This is a genomic window from Mesorhizobium sp. ESP-6-4 (genome assembly GCF_020164735.1).
Classification (GTDB): Bacteria; Pseudomonadota; Alphaproteobacteria; order Rhizobiales; family Rhizobiaceae; genus Mesorhizobium.
Window position 1 is genome coordinate 119,813 of the sequence record NZ_JAIUGS010000004.1, and the last position, 20,984, is coordinate 140,796.

Below are 20,984 nucleotides of genomic sequence, written 5' to 3' on the forward strand. Positions count from 1 at the left end.
TTCTCGCTTAAGGGCATGGATTGCCGACACGTTGGTGGATGGCGTCGACCGCTTTCTGCATCTCATCCGTCCAAGCGACATCGACCGAGGACAGCGCCGTCCCGAGCTGCGCGATCGTGGTCGCGCCGACGATGTTCGCGGTCACGAAGGGCCGGCTCGCCACATAGGCGTTGGCGAAAAGCGCTGGCTCCATGCCGAAGGAACGTGCCAGCTCATTGTACTGAAGCAGCACCTCCGCCGCGTTCGGCGTCTCGTAGCGCTGGCCTCGATTGAACAGCTGCGAGCGCGAGCCCTGCGGTCGCGCGCCATGATCGTATTTGCCGGTGAGATAACCCTGCGCCAACGGCGAATAGGGAAGAAACGCGATCTCCTCGCGCTCGCAGACCTCCGCAAGGTTCACCTCGAAGGTGCGGTTGACGAGGTTGTAGGCGTTCTGCAGCGAGGCGACGCGCGGCCCGGAGCCCTTCTCGGCTTCGAAGACGAAGCGCATGACACCCCAGGAGCTTTCGTTCGATAGGCCGAGATGGCGGATCTTGCCGGCTTTCACCAGGTCCTGGAAGACGGCGAGCGTCTCGGCAATCGGTGTTTCGTCTGCGGGCGCGGCTGCGGCATTGGCCCGGCGCGCCACCGCTCCGATCCGCGTCGGGTTCGAACCCCACGGAATGTCCCGGTCCGGCCAGTGGATCTGGTAGAGGTCGATATAGTCGGTGCCGAGCTTGGCCAGCGATTTCTCGACCGCGTCGAAAATGTCGGCGCGCACCAGCTTCGACGGACGATCGCCGCGGAACCATGCGTTGGCCGTGCGGCCGACCACCTTCGAGGCAAGGATGACCTTGTCGCGGTTTCGATTGGCCTTCATCCAGCTGCCGATGATCCTCTCGGTTCGCCCTTGCGTCTCTGCCTTGGGCGGGATCGGGTAAAGCTCGGCCGTGTCGATGAAATTCACCCCGCGCGAGAACGCCAGATCCATCTGCGCGTGGCCCTCGGCCTCGCTGTTCTGCTGACCCCAGGTCATCGAGCCGAGGCAGATTTGCGAAACAAGGAGATCGGTCCGACCGAGGCGGCGCTTATGCATGGAATTCTCCGGCGGGAGGTTTGCGCGGACAGCGCGGGGAGGAAGTTGAACATAGAGCAAAACGCTTGCGTTTTGCAAAGTCGCCCAGTTTCGAGATTGGCCGAAGCGTCAGTCAGTTCGTCATTCTAGGGCGGAGCAAGGAGCGAAGCGACGCGCGCAGACCCTAGAATCCATTCCGTTACCCTAAAGCGTTGCAACGATTACAGAATTCTGCACCGTTGCACTCTACGTTGAAGGTCACGGAATGGATCCTTGGGTCCGCGCTCCGCTTCGCGTCGCTACGCCCAAGGATGACGAATATTGGAGAGGCTCCAGCCAATTTCGATAGCGAAGTCTCTGATGGAGGGAACTACCGCCTCGCCCCGGCCTGCGCCCGCCGCTTGGCCTCGTCGATCAGCATGTTGGCAACCTGCATGCGGATCATGGCACGCTGGCGCAGATGCGGCGCGACCCGGTCCGGATGGTTGGCGAAGGCGAAGTTACGGCGGATGCGACTGAAATCGGCGTTCTTGGCCGGACGGTCGAGGCCGAGCTCGCCGGCGATCGCTTCGGGATCGATCGGCGGCAGCTTCTCCTCGGGCCACTGCTCTTCGCCGGCAAGCGTCAGTTTCGCCTGGTCGAGAAGTGCTGCGAACTCGGCAGCGAGGTCGGCGGCGGACTCGCGATATTCGGCGGCGACGCTCTCGCCGGCGACCTTGATGCGGCCGGAATGCAGTTCATCGGCCACGGACAGATAATCAAACGGGATGGACGGTCGGGCGCCCTCGTCCTCGCCCTTCTCCGAGGCGACGATCAGGTCGTCGAGCAACGAAGCGAAATCGAGCTTGTTCCCGGTGCCGATCTCAACCTCCCTGTCGTGACGGCATGCAGTGATGCCGCCAAACATAGTGGGCTCTCGTTAAGAATGAATTCTGGCGATATTGACAATTGGCGGCTTTTCCGCCCGGCAAAATGGCATCGGAAAATAAAAAGCCGGACTGCTCATTCATGCAGTCCGGCAAGTCGCCAGGAGTGGCGAGGAAAAAGCCAGCCATGTGCCAGCACAGGTGCCTACGGTCGAGCCTGCCGAAAAGTTTCACGGAAAATCGATTGTGGCGGGAAAAATTGTCGCGGCATGGCAGCCATGCAAATGCTGCACTGCACAATTTTAACAAATCGGCTATATGCTAAGGTCGGGAGGACCAACTGGGGCAACTGAGTCATGGGGTTCTTCACTGAAATGTTCGCTCGGCCGAGGCCGCAGGAACACCAGCGTTACCGCTCGGCGCTTGCGCTTCTGAACGCGATGAGCAATGCGGACCGCGCCGATATCGGCGTCAAGCCGGCGGATTTTCCGCGCATCGCGCGCGAAATGTCGATCCGCTGAGCTGAGCCAAAGAGGTTTCCCGGAATCCCGGGAAACCTCCAAGCCATTCAAAATCAACGACTTCCGAGGAAAGTCTGCTTGCTGAGCGGCACGCCATTGTGGCGCAGGATGTCGTAGGCCGTGGTGACGTGAAAGTAGAAATTCGGCATCGCCAGGTGCAGCAGATATTGCAGGCCAGGCAGCGTGGTTTCGCGGCCGCCGAGCCGCACTTCGACCGTCCTGTCCTCAGATCCTTCCAGATCGGCCGCCGCAAATGTCGCCAGATAATCGAGTGTCTTGGCGATCCGGGCCTGCAACTCGGCAAAGCTCGCTTCATTGTCCTCATATTTCGGCACCTCGCGCCCGGCGAGCCGCGACGGCGCGCCCTTGGCATGGTCGGTGGCGATCTGGATCTGCCTGGCCAGCGCGAACATGTCGGGCGCCAGCCGCGCCGTGAGGAACACCTGCGGATCAATCTTGCGTTCGCCGGCATTCTGCTCCGCCGCCGTCAAGACGCTGGCCAGCGCCTTCAGCCTGGCGGAAAAAACGCCCACCGATATGTCGTACATGGAAATGGTCACGGGCAATCTCCCCACGCGGCCCAGCGCCGCGGGCCGTGAACTAGCGCCTCCCGCCACGATTCTTCAAGCGGTCCTCCCCATGGCGTCACCGCGCCGCCGCAATCGCCGTGGTAGTATTTTCGTTACCGAGCGGAGGATCGATGAAAAGAGCCACTTTCGCAGCGACTGTCTTTTTCTCATTGGCCGGCCTCACGCATTCCGCGTCCGCGGCGGATGCGCCCTATGTCGATGACCGATCAAGCGCCGATGCGGTCGTCCGCTCGCTTTACAGCGCCATCAACCGTCACGAATTCGCCCGCGCCTGGGGCTATTTCGGCGATACGAAGCCGGCAAAGGACTTCAATGCCTTCGTCAAGGGTTACGACGGCACCGACAGCGTCGAAGTCAAGACTGGCGCCATCTCGGAGGACGGTGCTGCCGGCAGCATCTATTACAGCGTCCCGGTCGCCATCCAGGCGACCGACAAAAAAGGCGAGGCCAAGGTTTTCGCCGGCTGCTACACGGTCCGCCAGGTCAATGCGCAGATCCAGGAGCCGCCCTTTCAGCCGATCTTCATCGACAAGGGCGCGTTGAAGCCGTCGACCGAGGATTTCGACAGCGCCGTGCCGGCAAGCTGTGGCGACGGCCCGCCGCCGCCGAAGAAGGACGAGGCCCTGGAGCAGGCCAAGAAGGCCTTCCTCGCCACCTATGGCGACCAGTGCGACAAGCAGGATCCTGACGGCAAGCCGATCGGCGAGCCAGAGGCTCATTCCATCCACTATAAGGACAAGGACGCCCAGCCCAGCGACCCGGAGCGCGAGACGCGGCTGTTCCGTTTCTTCTGCTCGATGGCCGCCTACAACGAGACGGCGGTCTACTACATCACCGACGACGTCGATGGCGTCTCACAGTTGCAGTTCACCGAGCCGGACCTCGACATCCGCTACGAGAACAACAACAGCGAAAGCAAGGTCGAATCGATCCATATCATCGGGTTCAAGACCAGCGGCTGGGCGACCAATTCGGACTATGACGACAACACCAAAACCATCACCACATCGAACAAATGGCGTGGCGTGGGGGATGCCTCGTCATCGGGAACCTACCTTTTCCGCAACGGCGATTTCTCGCTCGTCCAGTACGACGTCGATGCATCCTATGACGGCGAGCAAAATCCGCAGACGGTCATCGACTACAACACGGCGCCTTGAGGCGCTGCAGCGCAATCACGGCGCTTTCGTCAGCATCCAGTTCAGCGTGCCGCGCCAGTCGACCATGCGGATCGGCGTGCCGTGCGTGCCGGTCTCGAAGCGTACGAAGCGGGTCGGATAAGCCTTCCTGGCCAGAATCGAGCGGAAGAAGGCTTCCTGCTTCTCCACCGGGAAGACCACGTCATGGCTGCCCTGGCCGAAGAACACCGGCACGCGGCGCTTGAAGGCGGGGCTGGTGAGAAAGCTGTCGTCCCACAGCGATCCGAGCAGCAGCAGCCCGCTGATGCGGCCGCCCGTGTCCTTGCGCGCGGCGAGCTTCCAGCAGATGATCCCGCCCATCGAGCCGCAGGCGACGAAGATTTTCGCGCTCGGCGATGTCTCGGCATAGTGGTCGATGAGCGCCGCGATCTGCGCCGCGCCCTTGTCGCCGAAATCGGGGAAATCGGGCGAAAGATAGAGCCCGTTGTTGGCGGCCATCAGGTTCTTGATGCGATTGAAATTGCCGCCGAAGGTGAAGTCGTCCACGCCTTGCTTGCGGCTGCCGCCTTGACCATGCAGGTAGAGAACGATGATGGAGGCGCCCTCGGTCCTGCCCACCGCGACATGCCTGATATCGCCGGCGTCGGTCTTCAGCATCAGGTCCTGCTGCACCTTGCGCACCCCGGGATCGGTATACTGCGCATGCACGCGCCTTTCCGGCACCTCGTCGCGCTGATTGATGTCGCGCATCTCGCGATAGTCGAGGACGGTGTAAGCGCCGTTGTCGCTCGTCGACAGTGTCGCCGGATATCCGAAGAGATCGTCCTTGAACGATTTCAGCGAAAGCGTTTGCCCCTCGGCCGTCGAGAGGGAAAGCGCTGTCACGGCGATCAGGGCGAAGAAAAGTCGGAAACGCAAAGCCATGCCGAGAGGCATGCGAAATTCGGCTCCGCTTTGTCAATCCTGCAGAACGCCGCCCGCCCCTTCCAGCGCCTCGCGCGTGTCGACATCGATCGAGGCGCCCTGCCCGATTTCGACATCGACGACGTCGAGACCCTCGGCCTCGACCAGATGCCGCGCCCCGGTATCGCCCTCGAGCTGCGCGACGGCCGCGAAAAGCGAGCGCGGCAAAAGCACCGGATTGCCGCGCTTGCCTTGGTGCGAAGCGCGCACCACGGAGCGACCGTCGGAGCTGCGGAACGCGTCGATCAGGCTGTCGAGGTCCCCCGACGAAACGCCCGGCATGTCGCCAAGCACGATCAGGGCGCCGGCCGCGTCGGGCGCGACCTTCGCGATGCCCGCCTTCAACGACGAAGCGAGGCCATCGGCGAAATTCGGATTGTCCGCGAATGTCACGCCAAGACCGCCAAGCGCCGAACGCACGCGCTCGCGCTGATGGCCGGTGACGACGACGGTGGCGGCGGCCTTCGAGGCCAGCGCACGACCGGCGGTGCGGCGCACAAGCGGCTCGCCGTCGAACAGCGCCAAAAGCTTGTTCGGCCCGCCCATGCGGCTCGAGCGGCCGGCGGCCAGAAGCACGATATCGACTTTCAGCGCCGACCTTGCCGGCTGCGGCGCCGGCTCGCGCGGCTGCGGCCTGGTCGGGATTTCCATCAAGAGCCCGCCGACCCCCATGCCGGCAATGTCGCTCGCGGTTACTTCAAGCCCGGCAACCAGGCGATCGAGCACCCAGTCGAAGCCATTCTCCTTCGGGCTGCGCGCGCAGCCGGGCGCGCCGACGATGCGCTTGCCGTCGAGCGTCCCCAGCACCAGCAGATTGCCGGGGTCGACCGGCATGCCCGCGCGGACGACGGTACCGCCGGCACGCTCGATCGCGGCCGGCACGACATCGGCGAAGTCGCTCATCGCCGAGGCGCCGAAGATTACCACCATGTCGTTGTCGCGCGCCAGCTGAGTTGCGGCCGCGGCGACCGGAGCCACGACGTGCGGCGTGCGCCGTTCAGCCGTCAGTCGGCCGCCGAAACGCGCCAGCCGGGCCTCGGTAACGCGCAGCGTCTTGTCGAGCACGCTCGGCTTGACGCCGGGAAGGATCGTCTGGATGACGCCGACAGTTATGGGGCGATAGGCATTGACGGCAAATATCTCGCGACCGGCACAAATCCTCACCACGGTGTCTACCAGGCTTGCGGCGACGGCAAAGGGGATGATCTTGACCGTCGCCACCATCTGGCCCTTCTCGACCGGCGCATGCTGCACCAGCGTCGCGATGGTGATGGCCGGATCGACGGCATTAATGGCGTCGATCATCCCGGCGTCGACGGTAAAGACGCCTGAGACTTCCGCATGCAAGTTCACCCGACCGGTCGCGGCCGGCTTGACCTCGACGTTGCGGTGACGCATGGCGGAGGCGATCTTCGCGGCTGCGACATCCTCGCCCAGATCATCCTCGGCAAGCACCGCGGCGACGACTTCGCCGACGCCCGCCGCCTTGAGCGCAGCGATATCGTCTCGGCTCAATCGGTGCGCCTTGCGGAAGCGTTTTTCGCCGGCGGTGGTCGCATGCGCCAGCACCGCCCCTTCCGCCTCGTCGATCGGAACCGGTCCGAATTTCACGCCACGGCGCCTTTTGCTTCGAAACCGCGCGAGCGGAAGGCGTGGATCGTCTGCGCAAGGACGGCGACGGCGATCTCGGCCGGACTGGCAGCACCGATATCGAGGCCGATCGGCGCGTGGATGCGGGCGATCTGGTCGGCACCGGCGCCGAGCGCCAGCAGGCGTTCGACACGCTTGGCGTGGGTTTTGCGGCTGCCCAACGCCCCGACATAGAAGCATCGCGCGTCGAGCGCCGCCTTCAGCGCGAAATCGTCGATCTTCGGATCGTGGGTGACGGCGGCAAGGGCGGTATAGTTGTCGAGCGGCGCACGCTTCAGCACATCCTGCGGCCATTCGGCATGCAGCGCGACGTCGGGGAACCGTTCCGGGGTCGCAAACGCGGTGCGCGGATCGATGATCTCGACCGGATAGCCGGCGATCCTGGCCATCGGCGCCAGCGCCTGGCTGATATGCACGGCGCCGATCACCACGAGGCGCGGACGCGGCAGATGCGCGTTGAGGAAGAACGTCCGCCCTTCCGCCTCCACCGACCTCGAATTGCCGGTACGGAACGCGTCAGCGATCGCAGTCCCGAGATCGCCCGCAACATGGTCGCCCTCGCGTACGATGCGGTCGCGACCGTCGCCCAGGTCGGTGACAAGCACCGCGGCGCGGCGGGCGCGGCGTTCTTCGTTCAGTGTCTTCAGGACGTAGGGATCCATCTGTGATCAGCCCAGCCTTTCGACATAGACCTTGATGCGGCCGCCACAGGACAGGCCCACCTGCCAGGCGGTCTCGTCGGCGACGCCGAATTCCAGCATCCTGGCCTTGCCCGAGCCGATGACGTCCATCGCCTCGGTCACCACGGCGCCCTCGACACAGCCGCCGGAGACCGAGCCATGGAAATTGCCCTCGGCGTCAATAACCAGATGGCTGCCGACCGGGCGAGGCGCCGAACCCCAGGTCTCGACCACGGTCGCGATGGCGACATCCTTGCCGTCCTTCATCCAGCCTTCCGCGATGATCAGCGGATCGCGGGCCTCGTCGAGATAAATGCTCTCATCCATCGTCGCTTCTCGCAAAGTCTGTTTTTCAAGGGAAACCTTGGTCGTCCCTACGGTAAACGTTGGTTTCCCGCCAAGGAAACATATGGCTACGCAGCCTGCCTCCCGCCAGCTTGCCGCCAGCGGCGCGGGTCGACCGAAGCCGCCGGCCGCTGGTCGAGCGAGGCGCAAAGATCGGCCAGCGCGTCGAGATTGTGCACTGCCCGGAACTCATCGACATAGGGCAGCATCGCTTTCACGCCACGGGCGCGGGCCTCAAAACCGTCGAAGCGCAGCAGCGGATTGAGCCAGATCAGCCGCCGGCAGGATTTATGCAGCCGCTCCATCTCCTGCGAAAGGCCGGCGACGTCGTCGCGCTCCAGCCCGTCGGTGATAAGAAGCACCACGGCGCCCTGCCCCAGCACGCGCCGCGACCACAGCCGGTTGAACTCGGCAAGCGTGTCGCCTATGCGGGTGCCGCCCGACCAGTCCTTCACCGCCGCCGAGCATTCGGCCAGCGCCTCGTCGGGATCGCGATGGCGCATCTGGCGGGTCAGGTTGGTCAGCCGCGTGCCGAAGACGAAGGCGTGCACGCGCCGGCGCTTCTCCGTCAGCACATGCAGGAAATGCAGGAAGATGCGCGTATACTGGCTCATCGAGCCGGAAATGTCGGCCAGAACGACCAGCGGCGGATGCGCTTCGCGCGGAGACCGGAATTTCGGCAGGATAAGCTCGCCGCCGGTGCGCGCGGCCGAGCGCATCATGGCGCGCGGATCGATGCGACCCCCTTGCGCGTCCGCCCTGAAGCGCCGCGTGCGGATCAGATCGAAGGGCAGGCGCAAGGCCGCGATCGCCTTTTTGGCTTCGGCCATCTCCGCCGCATCCATCTGGGCAAAATCCTTGCCGCGCAGCACCTCGTTGCCGGAAAAGGTGAGGCGCGCATTGACCTCGATCTCCGGCACTTCCCGGACCGGTTGATTCTTCTGATGGCCCTCGAACATCGCCTGGCTGACGCGGTTTTCGGCAGCCCGCGGCTTCTGCTTCTCAGCGTTGTTCGCAGCGACCGGCGAAAACATCGCCAGCAGCTTCTCGATCAGCTCGCGCGATTTCCAGAACAGGCGGAAGGCCTCGTCGAAGACAGGATGGTCCTCGCGCCGCGAGACGAGCACTGCATGCAGCGTCCAGTAGAAATCGTCGCGCGAGCCGATGCCGGCGGCAAGCACCGCCTCGATGGCGTCCTTCACGGAAGCCGGACCGACGCGCATGCCTGCCTTGCGCAACGCACGCGCGAAATAGACGATGTTGTCGGCGATGCGCCCATCGGCGAGCGCTTCCTTGGGTTCCGGACGCGGCACAGGCATCGCGCCTACTCCGCCGCCGACAGCTCGGCCTTCACCTCATTGAGGATGCGCCGGCCCTCGCCCTCGCCGATACGGGCGATGTCGTCCTGATATTTCAAAAGCACGCCGATGGTGTCCGACACGGTCTCCGGATCGAGCGCCACCTTGTCGAGTTCGGTCAAGGCGCCGGCCCAGTCGATGGTTTCGGCGACGCCGGGCGCCTTGAACAGCTCGACCTGGCGCAGCTTCTGGATGAAGGACACGACCTCCGCCGACAGCCGGCGGTTCGCCTGCGGCACCTTGCGCCGCACGATCTCCAGCTCGCGCTCGGCGTTCGGATAGTCGACCCAGTGATAGAGACAGCGACGCTTCAGCGCGTCGTGAATCTCGCGTGTCCGGTTGGTGGTGATGATGACGATCGGCGGCTCTTCCGCCTTGATCGTGCCAAGTTCCGGAACTGTTACCTGGAAATCGGAAAGAATCTCGAGCAGGAACGCCTCGAAAGCTTCGTCGGTGCGATCGAGCTCGTCGATCAGGAACACCGGCGCGGCACCCGCCTTCCCGGTCAGCGCGTCGAGCACCGGGCGGCGGATCAGGTATTTCTCGGAAAAGACGTTACGCTCCATATCGGAGCGGACGACCTTGCCCGCCGCCTCCTCCATGCGGATCTCGATCATCTGCGCGGCGTAATTCCACTCATAGACGGCCGAGGAGACGTCGAGCCCTTCATAGCATTGCAGGCGGATGAGCCGGCGGCCGAGCGTGTCGGCCAGCACTTTGGCGATCTCGGTCTTGCCGACGCCCGCCTCGCCTTCGAGGAACAAGGGCCGCTTCATGCGCAGTGAAAGAAACAGCACCGTCGCCAGCGAACGGTCCGCGACATAATCCGCGCCTGTCAAAAGATCGAGCGTTTCGTCGATCGTTTTCGGCGCGGGGCGCGGCGCGGTCATCTTGTCTCCGTGGATCCCGCTTGCACGTTCAAAGAAAATGATAGCCGCGGTTGTGGTAGATCAGCGGCCGCAAATTATCGCCGATGCGCAGGCCTGTCACCTTGCCAAAAAGCACACGGTGGGTGGCAAGGTCCTTGCTATCGATGATCTCGCAGTCGAACACGGCCAGCGCGCCTTTCAGCGTCGGGGCGCCGGTCGAGATCACATCCCATTCGGCAAGCGCGAAGCGCTCCTCCACCGGCAGGCCGGTGATGCCGGAAAAGGCGACCGATACGGCTTCCTGGTCCGATGCGAGGGTGTTGAGCGCGAACTTGCCGTTCTTGATGAAAGCTTCGTTCTTAGCGTTCTCGCGGTTGAGGCAGACCAGCACCGTCGGCGGGGTGTCCGAGACCGAACAGGCGGCGATCACCGTCGCGCCCCTTTTGCCGCCGGGCCCGTCGGTCGTCACCACATGCACATGGCCGGCAAAATGCGCCATCGCATCGCGATAATGCTGCGGCCCGATATCATTGATCTTCAGCACCCGATGTCCACCTGTCGAAACCAGTTCGTTATATATGGCGGCATATTGCACGCCACAAGTTGCATAGCATGGGCGAAGTGCTTGACCGCAATCCGCAAATTCGCGTGTTGCGCAGCGCTTAGCCAGCCTTTAGGCATTTCCTGGAACAGTGTCGGGACTGTATTCCCGGCATGGAGGATCTCTTAGCCCGAATGCGTCTTCTCACGACGACATCAGCCGTGCTGCTCTGGTTGTCGCTGGCCGCGAGCGCCGACGCTGAGACGCTGGTCGGCGTTGCCGCGCCGCTTTCCGGCTCATCGGCGATCCTCGGCAAGCAGATCGAGGCCGGCGCCGGCCTTGCGGCGGAAGCGAACGGCATCGCGATCAAGGCCGTGGACGATGCCTGCACCGCCGATGGCGGCGCCGCAGCAGCGAAGGAATTCGTCGACGCCAAGGTCAATGTCGTGGTGGGCTTTCTCTGCACCGACGCGATCGAGGCGGCGCTGCCGATCCTGAAGGATGCCAACATCCCGGTCATCACGGTCGGCGTGCGCACCGAAAGCCTGACCGACCGGCGCGCCAAGACCGGCTGGCCGGTCTACCGGCTCGGCCCGCGCGGCGACGATGAGCGCAATGCGGTCGCCGCCAAGCTAATCCAGCTCTGGCGCGACGACCTGTTCGCCATCGTCGATGACGGCACCATCTATGGCCGCGAGCTGGCCGAGACCTTTCGCGCCGCAGCCGAGCAGGCTGCCTTGAAGCCGGTCTTCACCGACACGTTCCGGCCGCAGCTCGACAACCAGATCGGGCTGATCGGCCGGTTGAAGAAGGCCGGCGCGACCAAGGTGTTCGCCGGCGGCGACGGCGAGGATGTCGCCATCATGGGCCGCGACGCCGCCCAGCTCGATGCCGGCATCACCTTTGCCGGAGGCGAAAACCTGCGCACGCCGCCGGGCGATGTGCCCTATGCCGTCGGCACGCTGATGATCGCCCCCCCGGAATGGTCGGAGATCGCCGATCCCAAGGTGGTGCAGGGTTTCGCAGCGAAGAACATCGTGCCGGACGGCTACACGCTTCCGGCCTATGCCGCGGTCGAGGTCGCCAAGGCCGCGTTGGCCGGTGCGGAAAGCACTGGACAGCCGCTCGTCGAAGCGCTGACCGGCCGTGAATTTGCGACCGCGATCGGCACCGTCCGCTTCGACGACAAGGGCGATCTCAGCCAGAACCCGTTCCGCCTCTTCCGCTTCGACGGCACGCATTTCGTGCCGCTGGAGGACAAGTGATGTTCCGCACCGGTCCGCGCAATCTGATCACCGACGTTGCCGGCCTTCGCGTCGGCAATGCCGCCGAAGCCAGGCTCAAATCCGGCGTCACGGTGGTGCTGTGCGACGAGCCCGCCGTGGCCGGCGTCCAGGTGCTGGGCGGCGCGCCGGGCACGCGCGAGACCGACCTGCTCGAGCCGCAGAATTCGATCGCGATGATCCACGCCGTCGTTCTGTCCGGCGGCTCCGCCTTCGGCCTTGACGCCGCCTCGGGCGTACAGGCGGCGCTGCGCGAAAAGAACATCGGTGTCGAGGTCGGCGGCTTCCGCGTGCCGATCGTGCCGGCCGCGATCCTGTTCGACCTGCGCAATGGCGGCGACAAGGATTGGGGCCGTTACCCGCCCTATCGCGAGCTCGGCTATGAGGCCGTGCAGACGGCAGCAGTGGATTTTGCCATCGGCACGGCTGGCGCCGGCACCGGCGCGCTGACCTCCGGCCTGAAAGGCGGGCTGGGCTCCGCCTCGACCGTGCTCGATAGCGGCGTCACCGTCGGCGCGCTCGCCGCCGTCAATCCGACCGGCTCGGTGACGGTCGGCCGCAGCCGCCATTTCTGGGCGGCGCCTTTCGAGATCGGCGACGAGTTCGGCGGCCTCGGCTACCCAGCCCCATTGCCCGAAGACGCCAGGAAGATCCTGCTGAAATATCGCGACAGGCAAATGGGCGGCGAGGCCGAAGGCGGCAGCACCACCATCGCCGTCATCGCCACGGACGCCGTCCTGACCAAGGCCGCGGCCAAGCGACTGGCGATTTCGGCGCATGACGGCTTCGCACGCGCCATCTGGCCAACGCACACGCCGGCGGACGGCGATCTCGTCTTTGCCCTGGCGACCGGCAGGAGCGGCATCGAGCTCGGCGCCGATGCCGCGATCGACCTGTTCGCAGCCGCCGGCGCCACCATGGCGCGCGCGATCAGCCGCGGCGTCCATGCCGCGACGCCCGCCGACGGTGATTTGTTTCCGGTTTGGTCGTCGCGTTGACGGCCGATCAAGTCGGATCGGATTTTTCTTCCTCGAAGGTGACCGCGACATCCGAATTCGCGGAGAGCCATACCTTCTGGCCGTCGATCTCCGCGACCAGGGCAAGCGAAATGTAGTGGTGATGGTTCTTGTGCGAGCCCATGCCGCTGTCGGCCTTGGTCAGCTTGATCCGATCACCCTCGACCTTGTCGACGGTGCCGATATGGACGCCGTCGGCGCCGATCACTTCCATGTGTCCGCGTATCTTGCTGATGTCGGTGCTCATGCTGGTTCTCCGCTGAATGGCGATTTGCCCTTTCGGATGCGAGACGGCCGACAATAACAAATGAACGCCGGATTGGATGCATCGCACGGCGCGCCTCGTTCATCGTGGCGTGATAAGCATGACGCTGATGAGACAGATGACAAACCGTCTTGCAGCGCTCGTCGCGGTCAGTACCTGGTTTGCGCGGCAGCGGCGTTGAGCATTGGGCCTGGCTCTGTTAGGACGCGGCCGACGCTTCTCCCAGGCAGGACTTAGAAAACGGATGATCCCTCGTTATTCCCGGCCGGAAATGGTCGCCATCTGGTCGCCCGAAAACCGCTTCCGCATCTGGTTCGAGATCGAGGCGCATGCCTGCGATGCGCTGGCGGAGCTGGGTGTCATTCCGAAGGAAGCGGCGAAGACGATCTGGGAAAAAGGCGGCGCGGCCAAATTCGACGTCGCCAAGATCGACGAGATCGAACGCGTCACCAAGCATGACGTCATCGCTTTCCTGACCCATCTCGCCGAATTCGTCGGACCGGATGCCCGCTTCATCCACCAGGGCATGACCTCGTCGGACGTGCTCGACACCTGCCTTGCGGTGCAGCTGACCCGGGCCAGCGACATCCTGCTTGCCGATATCGACGCCTTGCTTGCGGCGCTGAAGCGCCGCGCCTTCGAGCACAAGGACACCGTCACCATCGGCCGCAGCCACGGTATCCATGCCGAGCCGACCACCTTCGGCGTCAAGCTGGCGCAGGCCTATGCCGAGTTCTCGCGCTGCCGCGAGCGGCTGGTGCACGCGCGGGAGGACATCGCCACCTGCGCCATTTCCGGCGCGGTCGGCACCTTCGCTAACATCGAGCCTTATGTCGAAGAGCATGTGGCGGCAAAGCTTGGCCTGAAGCCGGAGCCGGTGTCGACCCAGGTGATCCCGCGCGACCGCCACGCCATGTTCTTCGCCACGCTTGGCGTCATCGCCTCGTCGGTCGAACGCCTCGCCATAGAGATCCGCCATCTGCAGCGCACCGAAGTGCTGGAAGCGGAAGAGTATTTCTCGCCGGGCCAGAAGGGCTCGTCGGCTATGCCGCACAAGCGCAACCCGGTGCTGACCGAAAACCTCACCGGCCTTGCCCGGATGGTGCGCGCCTACGCCATGCCGGCGATGGAAGACGTGGCGCTCTGGCACGAGCGCGACATTTCGCATTCCTCGGTCGAGCGCATGATCGGGCCGGATGCGACGGTAACGCTGGATTTCGCGCTGTCGCGCCTGACCGGCGTCGTCGACAAGCTGCTCGTCTACCCCGAGAACATGGAGAAGAACCTCAACAAGTTCCGCGGTCTGGTGCACTCGCAGCGCGTGCTGCTGGCACTGACCCAGGCCGGCCTGTCACGCGAGGACGCCTACCGCCTGGTGCAGCGCAACGCCATGAAAGTGTGGGAACACGGCGCCGATTTCCTGGAGGAACTGCTTGCCGACAAGGACGTGACGGCGGCGCTGCCCGAAGCCGAGATCCGCGAGAAATTCGACCTCGGCTATCATACCAAGCATGTCGACACGATCTTCAAGCGGGTGTTCGGAGAGGCTTGAAGCCGAACAAAGGCGCGCGCTGGCGCCCAGCTGGAACACCCCTCATCCGCCTTGTCGCTCCGCGACAAGCCACCTTCTCCCACAAGGGGAGAAGGGGGAATTTGGGGCCCGCGCCTCAACTAATCACCAACGCCGCGATTGGCGCCGGCTCTGGCGCGGTTTTCTCTTCTCCCCTTGTGGGAGAAGGTGGATCGGCGCGCTAGCGCCGAGACGGATGAGGGGTGCTCCAGCTTGACGCAGGCGTCGCTCAAGCCTTCCCAGGCACCGTCCTGATCACCGTGCCCCACGGGTCCTCACGGCTCGTCTCCTGCTTCACATTGTCCGAGCGCATCTCGACCCAGGCGAGGCCCGAGCGCGACGGATCGCGGCGGCCGGCGCCGGCGCTCTGCCAGGCATTGGCGCCGATATGGTGGTGGTAATGGCCGGACGACAGGAACACCGCCTGGCCGCCATATTTGGCGACGGTGTCGAAGCCGAACTGGTCATGCCACCAGGCCTCCGCGTCCTCCGGCCGACCGACGCGCAGATGCACATGGCCGACAATGGTGTTTTCCGGCGCGCCCTGCCAGCCGGCATCGCCCGCCGGGACGCTGCCCACCACCGCCTGCAGGTTCAGCCGCTCGGTCGCCATGGCAATTCTGTCGCCGTTCCATTTCCAGTCCTGCGGGCGACGATCCGCATAGATCTCGATGCCGTTGCCCTCCGGATCAGTGAGATAGAGCGCCTCGCTGACCAGATGGTCGGAGGCGCCCTCGATGCCGATGCGATTAGCGGCGGCGTGGCTGATCCAGCGGCCAAGGTCCGCACGCGACGGCAAAAGGAAAGCGGTGTGAAAAAGGCCGGCGCTACGCGGATCGTCGGGCTTGGCCGACGAATCCTGTTCGAGCACCAGCAATGGCCGATTGGCTGCGCCGAGCGTGATCGCGCCGTCGGCGCGGCTCAGTTCCTGCAGGCCGACGACGGCGCGGTAATAGGCCGCCAGGCTTTCGGCATCGCGCGCCTTTAGCCCGACACGCGACACGCTGACCGGGGTGGTCGCGGCAAAAGGCAGTTCGCTCATCAAACTCTCCGTTCGGGCAGCGCTTATCCCAGCATGGGATTGTCGTGGCCACCAGCCATTGTTCCTTGTTCCCCTCCAAATCGTCGATTGCGATCGTTCACACAAGAGAGCAAGAATCGAACAAGTTGTTCACAATTGTGATCGCTCCGAATTTTCCGACAGGGTTGCAGCCAAGAAAGCCGCTCGCTACATCGGCGCCATGAAAGTCAAAGACGCAGATATACTGATCGTGCCGGGCTACACCAATTCCGGCCCCGAGCACTGGCAGACCCGCTGGCAATCGAAACTGTCGACGGCGCGCCGGGTCGAGCAGGCGGAATGGACCAAACCCGTGCGTGAGGACTGGACGGCGAGCGTGGCCAACGCCGTCAACGAGGCCGAGCGGCCCGTGGTACTTGTTGCGCACTCGCTGGGCGTGACGGCGGCGGTGCAGGCCATCCCGCAATTCAAGAAGCCGGTCGCCGGCGCCTTCTTCGTCGCGCCGCCCGACGTCTCCAATCCGGAAATCAGGCCAAGGCATCTGATGACCTTCGGCCCCTATTCGCGCGATCCCCTGCCTTTTCCGTCCATCGTGATCGCCAGCCGCAACGATCCATTCTGCGCCTTCGCAGTCGCCGAGGACATTGCCGCCGCCTGGGGATCGCTCTTCATCGATGCCGGCGAGGCCGGCCATCTCAACCACGACGCCGGCTTCGGCCCGTGGCCGGAGGGTTCGATGACTTTCGCCAAATTCCTGACGGAGTTGAAGGAGCCGTAACGCCGGTTTCAGGAGCCGATCGAATCCCGCATGCTCTTCAGCAGCGTTTTCGCGCCGAGCGAGATCAGCGTGTGGTCCGAGCCCATGGCGAGCAGCCGAAAACCCATCGACACGACACGCCCGGCAATCGCCGGTTCGATGACATAGATCGCGGCATGCTTGCCGGCCTTGCGGGTCCGCTCGGCGATCGACGCGACCGTCTCCATCATGCTTTCCAGCGTCGAATTGATGGTGGTGCCGTTCGACCAGGCGATCGAGAAATCCGACGGACCGACGAAGATGCCGTCGATGCCGGGCGTATCCAAAATACCGTCCAGCGCCTCGAGGGCAGCCCGCGTCTCGACCATGGCAAAAGCCATGGTGCGCTGGTTCGTGTCGCGCAGCCATTCGGCATGGTCGCCCTTGCCATGGCGCGGGAAAGCATAGGTCGGGCCCCAGGAGCGTTCGCCCAGCGGCGGATATTTCATCGCGGCGGCGAATTGCCTTGCATCGGCCACGGAGTTCACCATCGGCGCGATCACCGCCTCGGCGCCGAAATCGAGCGCGCGGCTCGCCATGTCGAAGCGCCCGACCGGAATGCGCACCAGCGCCGGCTTGTTGGCGGCTAGAACCGGCACCAGGCCGCGCAGCACGCTGTCCTCATGGTGGCCGCCATGCTGCATGTCGAGCGTGACGGCATCAAAACCCTGCTTGGCGATGATCTCGACCGTCAGCGCGTCCGGCACGCCCGACCAGGCGGTGAACAGCGTTTCGTCGGCGGCCAGGCGGGACTTGAGCGACATCGGAAGTTTCCTTGTGAACAATCCGCAGTTTTGGCCGGAAACGACGCGAAGGCAAAGAAAAACCGCCCGGTTTGGCCGAGCGGTCGATTGGTCCAGTCAGAGCACTTCCAGGAAAAGTGTGTATCGGTTTTCCGTCCGGAATTGCGTAAAAACAAAGAGATAGAGAATGATGCCGAAAAGCGCGAAGCGGTTCTCGGACGACACCATGTCCGCACAGCCTCAGCTGTTCTTGATCTCCTCGATCGCCTGCGCCATCAGCTCGTCCATGGTGCGGCGGATCTGATGGTCGGACTGGGCGACGCCGGCCGCGTCAAAATCCGTGCGTATCTTGCGGAAAACATCGTGGTCGCCCGCTTCCTCGATATCGGAGACCACCACTTCCTTGGCATAGGCTTCGGCATCGGCGCCGGATTTGCCCAGTTTCTCGGCGGCCCACAGGCCAAGCGCCTTGTTGCGGCGCGCCGCGGCCTTGAAGCGAAGCTCCTCGTCGAAGGCGAATTTGCGCTCAAAACCCTCTTCGCGGTCTTTCATGCTGCTCATAACGTCCCTCCGATCAATCCGATTCGCTTGGCGGTGAATATGTGTGGTGGGCAAGCACAAACCAAAAGGCCGCGGGCCGGTCAATATGCTTCGTCGCATGCTGCGCTGCGGCATTTCAGTCCCGAAAGCGGTTGATTCGCGGGATTTGCCGATTGAGCAAACAAGACGATTGCGATAACACCGGCATTGAACGCCGCCTTCGCCATACTAATTTAGGCAGACGGGCAGGAACCGGTCACTCGCCGCTTGCCCGCAGATCCAGAGAAAAAATCAAATGAAAAATCGCCGCCGCATTTACGAAGGCAAGGCCAAGATCCTCTATGAGGGCCCTGAGCCGGGGACGCTGATCCAGTTTTTCAAGGACGATGCCACCGCTTTCAACAAGAAGAAGCATGAAGTGGTCGATGGCAAGGGCGTGCTCAACAACCGCATTTCCGAACACATCTTCAACCACTTGAACCGGATGGGCATCCCCACCCACTTCATCCGCCGGCTCAACATGCGTGAGCAGTTGATCAAGGAAGTCGAGATCATCCCGCTCGAGGTGGTGGTTCGCAATGTCGCCGCCGGCTCGCTATCCAAGCGCCTCGGCATCGAGGAAGGCACGGTGCTGCCGCGCTCGATCATCGAATTCTACTACAAGGCCGACGCGCTCGACGACCCGATGGTGTCCGAAGAGCACATCACCGCCTTCGGCTGGGCAAGCCCCCAGGAAATCGACGACATCATGGCTTTGGCCATCCGCGTCAACGACTTCCTGTCCGGCCTGTTCCTCGGCGTCGGCATCCAGCTGGTCGACTTCAAGATCGAATGCGGCCGCCTGTTCGAGGGCGACATGATGCGCATCGTCGTCGCCGACGAGATCTCGCCGGACTCCTGCAGGCTGTGGGACGTCGCCACCCAGGACAAGCTCGACAAGGACCGTTTCCGCCGCGACATGGGCGGTCTGGTCGAAGCCTATCAGGAAGTTGCCCGCCGTCTCGGCATCATCAACGAGAACGAGCCGCCGCGCCCCACGGGCCCCGTGCTCGTCGCCTCTTCCGAGGCGCCGAAGGGCCTGAAGCACTGAACATTGACGGGCCTGCCGGACAATGGCAGGCGTTTCCCAAACGACGATCTGCCCAGGAGCATCGATGAAAGCCCGTATCACCGTGACCCTCAAGAACGGCGTCCTCGACCCGCAGGGCAAGGCGATCGAGCACGCGCTCTCCGGGCTGGGCTTCGACGGCGTCGGCCAAGTGCGGCAGGGCAAGGTGTTCGACATCGAACTCGCCGGAACCGACAAGGCCAAGGCCGAAGCCGACCTAAAGGCCATGTGCGACAAGCTTCTGGCGAACACGGTTATCGAAAACTACGCGGTGGAGATCGCCTGACAATGAAATCAGCCGTCGTCCTTCTGCCTGGCCTCAACCGCGACCGCGACATGATCGCGGCGCTGACCAAGATTTCCGGCCAGGCGCCGGCGACCGTCTGGCAGACCGACACAGAAATCCCCGATGTCGACCTGATCGCTATCCCGGGCGGCTTCTCCTTCGGCGACTATCTGCGCTGCGGCGCCATCGCGGCGCGCATGCCGGTGATGCGAGCGGTCGCCGAAAAGGCGGCCAAGGGCGTGACCGTTATCGGCGTCTGCAACGGCTTCCAGATTCTGGTCGAGGCGGGACTGCTGCCCGGCGCCCTGATGCGCAACGCGTCGCTGAAATTCGTCTGCCGGCAGGTGAAGCTCGAGATCGCCAACGCCAACACCATGTTCACCCGCGGCTACCAGCCCGGACAGGTGATCCGCTCCCCGGTGGCGCATCATGACGGCAACTATTTCGCCGATGCCGAGACCCTTGCCCGGCTAGAAGGCGAAGGCCAGGTGGTGTTCCGCTATGCGGAAAACACCAATCCCAACGGCTCGATCAACGACATTGCCGGCATCGTCAACGACAAGGGCAATGTGCTCGGCCTGATGCCGCATCCGGAAAACCTGATCGAAGCGGCGCATGGCGGCAATGACGGACGGGCGCTGTTCGAAAGCGCGCTCGGCATCGCTGCCTGATCCTTTAACATCCTATCGGAACGCGGGGGCGGACTGACCATGAGACTGACGATCGCTCGCCTTGCTCTCCTGGCCGCCGCCGGGCTCGCCTTGGCTTCCTGCCAGTCCAGCCCCAAGACCACGCCGATTCCCTCAGGCAAGAGCGCCTCGCTGCTCGCGATGGAACAGGTTGCCATCGCAGCGCATAAATGCTGGATCGCCAGCAAGGACCCGGCCTTCAAGCCCTACCAGATGGCCAATGAGCTCAATTCCTACAGCGGCACGCCGCGCTTCCTGCTGGTGCCCGCCAAGCATTATGGCGGCAAGCCGCTGCTGGTCGTGCAGGCGCAGGGAAATTCCCGCCGGGTCGACGTGTTCGGGCCGCTGATGAACGAGCCGCTCGGCGCGCGCATCGGTTCCGACATCGCCCGCTGGCAGGCCGGCAATCCGTCCTGCGCGGCTGCCGCCTGAGGTTGTCATGGCCCGGTTCCTGCAGACCGCGGGACTGGCTGTCGGGCTGATTGCGCTTGTTCTGCAATTCGCCATCACTATCCCGGCATCGATGGCCGCAGGCCGCGGCCTGCTCAGCTCGATCGTCTTCTATTTCAGCTTCTTCACCGTCCTGACCAACATCGCCGCTGTGATGGTGCACGCCTCGCTGCTGTCACCCGCCGGCTATGCCTGGTTCCCGGCCTTTGCCGGACCGCGGACGCGGACTGGCGTCGCCGTGGCCATGACTTTGGTTTTCATCGTCTACACCACAGTCCTGGCGAAGCTCTGGCAGCCGCGGGGTTTGTTCCTGCTCTGTGACGTCCTCTTGCACTATGTGACGCCGGCGCTGTTCGTGCTGTGGTGGCTGGTGGCGGGCGCCGATGGCAGGCGGCAGTGGAGCGACATCACCTGGTGGATGATCTATCCGGTCGCCTATCTCGCCTACGCGCTGATACGCGCGCCCTTCGCCGGAGAAATACCCTACCCATTCCTCGACGTCGCCAAGAACGGCGCCGCCAGCGTTGCCATTTCGGCGCTTGGCGTCACGGCCCTGTTCATCGCATTGTGCGTGCTCGCCGTGCTTGTCGATCACGGTATCGGCCGGTTGCGAAGAAAGCCCGCAACCCGAAGATAGACCA

25 protein-coding genes are annotated in these 20,984 nt (G+C 63.9%); 11 read left to right on the top strand and 14 right to left on the bottom strand.

The window, feature by feature from the left end; genetic code table 11:
• Positions 1-7: 7 nt before the first annotated feature.
• Both LB523_RS10110 and LB523_RS10115 read right to left on the bottom strand, forming a co-directional pair.
• Positions 8-1,075, bottom strand: a complete 1,068-nt coding sequence (locus LB523_RS10110; RefSeq protein ID WP_224602517.1) for an aldo/keto reductase — start codon at positions 1,073-1,075, stop codon at positions 8-10.
• 349 nt (positions 1,076-1,424) lie between these two features.
• The gene (locus tag LB523_RS10115; RefSeq protein WP_411966448.1) at positions 1,425-1,961 is read right to left on the bottom strand and encodes a hypothetical protein; all 537 of its coding nucleotides are present in this window, start codon (positions 1,959-1,961) and stop codon (positions 1,425-1,427) included.
• 315 nt (positions 1,962-2,276) lie between these two features.
• Here LB523_RS10115 and LB523_RS10120 point away from each other — a divergent pair, with 315 nt between their 5' ends.
• Positions 2,277-2,441 carry a DUF1127 domain-containing protein gene (locus LB523_RS10120; protein WP_140546832.1) on the top strand — a complete coding sequence of 55 codons (165 nt, stop codon included), beginning with the start codon at positions 2,277-2,279 and terminating at the stop codon, positions 2,439-2,441.
• Between the two features lie 53 nt (positions 2,442-2,494).
• On the opposite strand, the gene LB523_RS10125 is transcribed toward LB523_RS10120, so the two are convergent.
• The gene (locus tag LB523_RS10125; protein ID WP_224602518.1) at positions 2,495-3,001 is read right to left on the bottom strand and encodes a DUF1993 family protein; all 507 of its coding nucleotides are present in this window, start codon (positions 2,999-3,001) and stop codon (positions 2,495-2,497) included.
• A 140-nt stretch (positions 3,002-3,141) separates the two neighbouring features.
• Between LB523_RS10125 and LB523_RS10130 the strand changes: the two genes are divergently transcribed.
• Complete coding sequence (locus LB523_RS10130) at positions 3,142-4,191, top strand: DUF1176 domain-containing protein (protein ID WP_224602519.1); 1,050 nt, start codon at positions 3,142-3,144, stop codon at positions 4,189-4,191.
• A 15-nt stretch (positions 4,192-4,206) separates the two neighbouring features.
• On the opposite strand, the gene LB523_RS10135 is transcribed toward LB523_RS10130, so the two are convergent.
• The 7 genes from LB523_RS10135 to LB523_RS10165 all read right to left on the bottom strand — a co-directional run bounded on the left by LB523_RS10135 (position 4,207) and on the right by LB523_RS10165 (position 10,579).
• The gene (locus LB523_RS10135) at positions 4,207-5,094 is read right to left on the bottom strand and encodes an alpha/beta hydrolase family protein (protein ID WP_224602520.1); all 888 of its coding nucleotides are present in this window, start codon (positions 5,092-5,094) and stop codon (positions 4,207-4,209) included.
• 33 nt (positions 5,095-5,127) lie between these two features.
• Positions 5,128-6,744, bottom strand: coding sequence for an NTP transferase domain-containing protein (locus LB523_RS10140; RefSeq protein WP_224602521.1), 1,617 nt, complete (start codon positions 6,742-6,744; stop codon positions 5,128-5,130).
• Positions 6,741-7,445: an XdhC family protein gene (locus LB523_RS10145; protein ID WP_224602522.1), complete on the bottom strand. Its 705-nt coding sequence runs from the start codon at positions 7,443-7,445 to the stop codon at positions 6,741-6,743. Before LB523_RS10145 ends, LB523_RS10140 begins: the two co-directional genes overlap by 4 nt.
• A 6-nt stretch (positions 7,446-7,451) precedes the next feature.
• Positions 7,452-7,790, bottom strand: coding sequence for an XdhC family protein (locus tag LB523_RS10150; protein WP_140722749.1), 339 nt, complete (start codon positions 7,788-7,790; stop codon positions 7,452-7,454).
• 86 nt (positions 7,791-7,876) lie between these two features.
• A complete protein-coding gene (locus LB523_RS10155; RefSeq protein ID WP_224602524.1) occupies positions 7,877-9,127 on the bottom strand; it encodes a vWA domain-containing protein in 1,251 nt (416 codons plus the stop codon).
• Between the two features lie 5 nt (positions 9,128-9,132).
• Positions 9,133-10,056: an AAA family ATPase gene (locus tag LB523_RS10160; protein ID WP_224525682.1), complete on the bottom strand. Its 924-nt coding sequence runs from the start codon at positions 10,054-10,056 to the stop codon at positions 9,133-9,135.
• 28 nt (positions 10,057-10,084) lie between these two features.
• Positions 10,085-10,579, bottom strand: a complete 495-nt coding sequence (locus tag LB523_RS10165) for a flavin reductase (protein ID WP_095765215.1) — start codon at positions 10,577-10,579, stop codon at positions 10,085-10,087.
• Positions 10,580-10,770: 191 nt separating this feature from the next.
• On the opposite strand from LB523_RS10165, the gene LB523_RS10170 reads away from it, so the two are divergent.
• Both LB523_RS10170 and LB523_RS10175 read left to right on the top strand, forming a co-directional pair.
• On the top strand, positions 10,771-11,841 hold the full coding sequence (locus tag LB523_RS10170) for a branched-chain amino acid ABC transporter substrate-binding protein (RefSeq protein ID WP_224602525.1): 1,071 nt from the start codon (positions 10,771-10,773) through the stop codon (positions 11,839-11,841).
• Positions 11,841-12,857, top strand: a complete 1,017-nt coding sequence (locus LB523_RS10175) for a P1 family peptidase (protein WP_224602526.1) — start codon at positions 11,841-11,843, stop codon at positions 12,855-12,857. The genes LB523_RS10170 and LB523_RS10175 overlap by 1 nt, the downstream gene beginning before the upstream one ends.
• A 7-nt stretch (positions 12,858-12,864) precedes the next feature.
• On the opposite strand, the gene LB523_RS10180 is transcribed toward LB523_RS10175, so the two are convergent.
• A complete protein-coding gene (locus LB523_RS10180) occupies positions 12,865-13,122 on the bottom strand; it encodes a DUF2171 domain-containing protein (RefSeq protein WP_140546895.1) in 258 nt (85 codons plus the stop codon).
• Positions 13,123-13,384: 262 nt separating this feature from the next.
• Between LB523_RS10180 and purB the strand changes: the two genes are divergently transcribed.
• A complete protein-coding gene (gene purB, locus LB523_RS10185; RefSeq protein WP_224602527.1) occupies positions 13,385-14,692 on the top strand; it encodes an adenylosuccinate lyase in 1,308 nt (435 codons plus the stop codon).
• A 247-nt stretch (positions 14,693-14,939) separates the two neighbouring features.
• Here purB and LB523_RS10190 read toward each other — a convergent pair whose 3' ends face one another.
• On the bottom strand, positions 14,940-15,752 hold the full coding sequence (locus LB523_RS10190; RefSeq protein ID WP_224602528.1) for a VOC family protein: 813 nt from the start codon (positions 15,750-15,752) through the stop codon (positions 14,940-14,942).
• 199 nt (positions 15,753-15,951) lie between these two features.
• On the opposite strand from LB523_RS10190, the gene LB523_RS10195 reads away from it, so the two are divergent.
• Positions 15,952-16,509, top strand: coding sequence for an RBBP9/YdeN family alpha/beta hydrolase (locus LB523_RS10195; RefSeq protein ID WP_224601396.1), 558 nt, complete (start codon positions 15,952-15,954; stop codon positions 16,507-16,509).
• 8 nt (positions 16,510-16,517) lie between these two features.
• Here LB523_RS10195 and LB523_RS10200 read toward each other — a convergent pair whose 3' ends face one another.
• On the bottom strand, positions 16,518-17,291 hold the full coding sequence (locus tag LB523_RS10200) for an HpcH/HpaI aldolase family protein (RefSeq protein WP_095765209.1): 774 nt from the start codon (positions 17,289-17,291) through the stop codon (positions 16,518-16,520).
• A 219-nt stretch (positions 17,292-17,510) separates the two neighbouring features.
• Positions 17,511-17,831 (bottom strand): DUF1476 domain-containing protein, encoded by a 321-nt coding sequence (locus LB523_RS10205; RefSeq protein ID WP_095765208.1) that lies wholly within the window; start codon positions 17,829-17,831, stop codon positions 17,511-17,513.
• A 274-nt stretch (positions 17,832-18,105) separates the two neighbouring features.
• Between LB523_RS10205 and purC the strand changes: the two genes are divergently transcribed.
• From purC to LB523_RS10230, 5 genes are all read left to right on the top strand, one after another.
• Positions 18,106-18,900, top strand: coding sequence for a phosphoribosylaminoimidazolesuccinocarboxamide synthase (gene purC / locus LB523_RS10210; protein ID WP_040995384.1), 795 nt, complete (start codon positions 18,106-18,108; stop codon positions 18,898-18,900).
• Between the two features lie 64 nt (positions 18,901-18,964).
• A complete protein-coding gene (gene purS, locus LB523_RS10215; RefSeq protein WP_095765207.1) occupies positions 18,965-19,204 on the top strand; it encodes a phosphoribosylformylglycinamidine synthase subunit PurS in 240 nt (79 codons plus the stop codon).
• 2 nt (positions 19,205-19,206) lie between these two features.
• Positions 19,207-19,875, top strand: a complete 669-nt coding sequence (gene purQ, locus LB523_RS10220; RefSeq protein ID WP_224525663.1) for a phosphoribosylformylglycinamidine synthase subunit PurQ — start codon at positions 19,207-19,209, stop codon at positions 19,873-19,875.
• A 39-nt stretch (positions 19,876-19,914) separates the two neighbouring features.
• The gene (locus LB523_RS10225) at positions 19,915-20,325 is read left to right on the top strand and encodes a hypothetical protein (protein ID WP_224602529.1); all 411 of its coding nucleotides are present in this window, start codon (positions 19,915-19,917) and stop codon (positions 20,323-20,325) included.
• 7 nt (positions 20,326-20,332) lie between these two features.
• A complete protein-coding gene (locus tag LB523_RS10230; protein WP_224602530.1) occupies positions 20,333-20,980 on the top strand; it encodes a Pr6Pr family membrane protein in 648 nt (215 codons plus the stop codon).
• Positions 20,981-20,984: the final 4 nt, after the last annotated feature.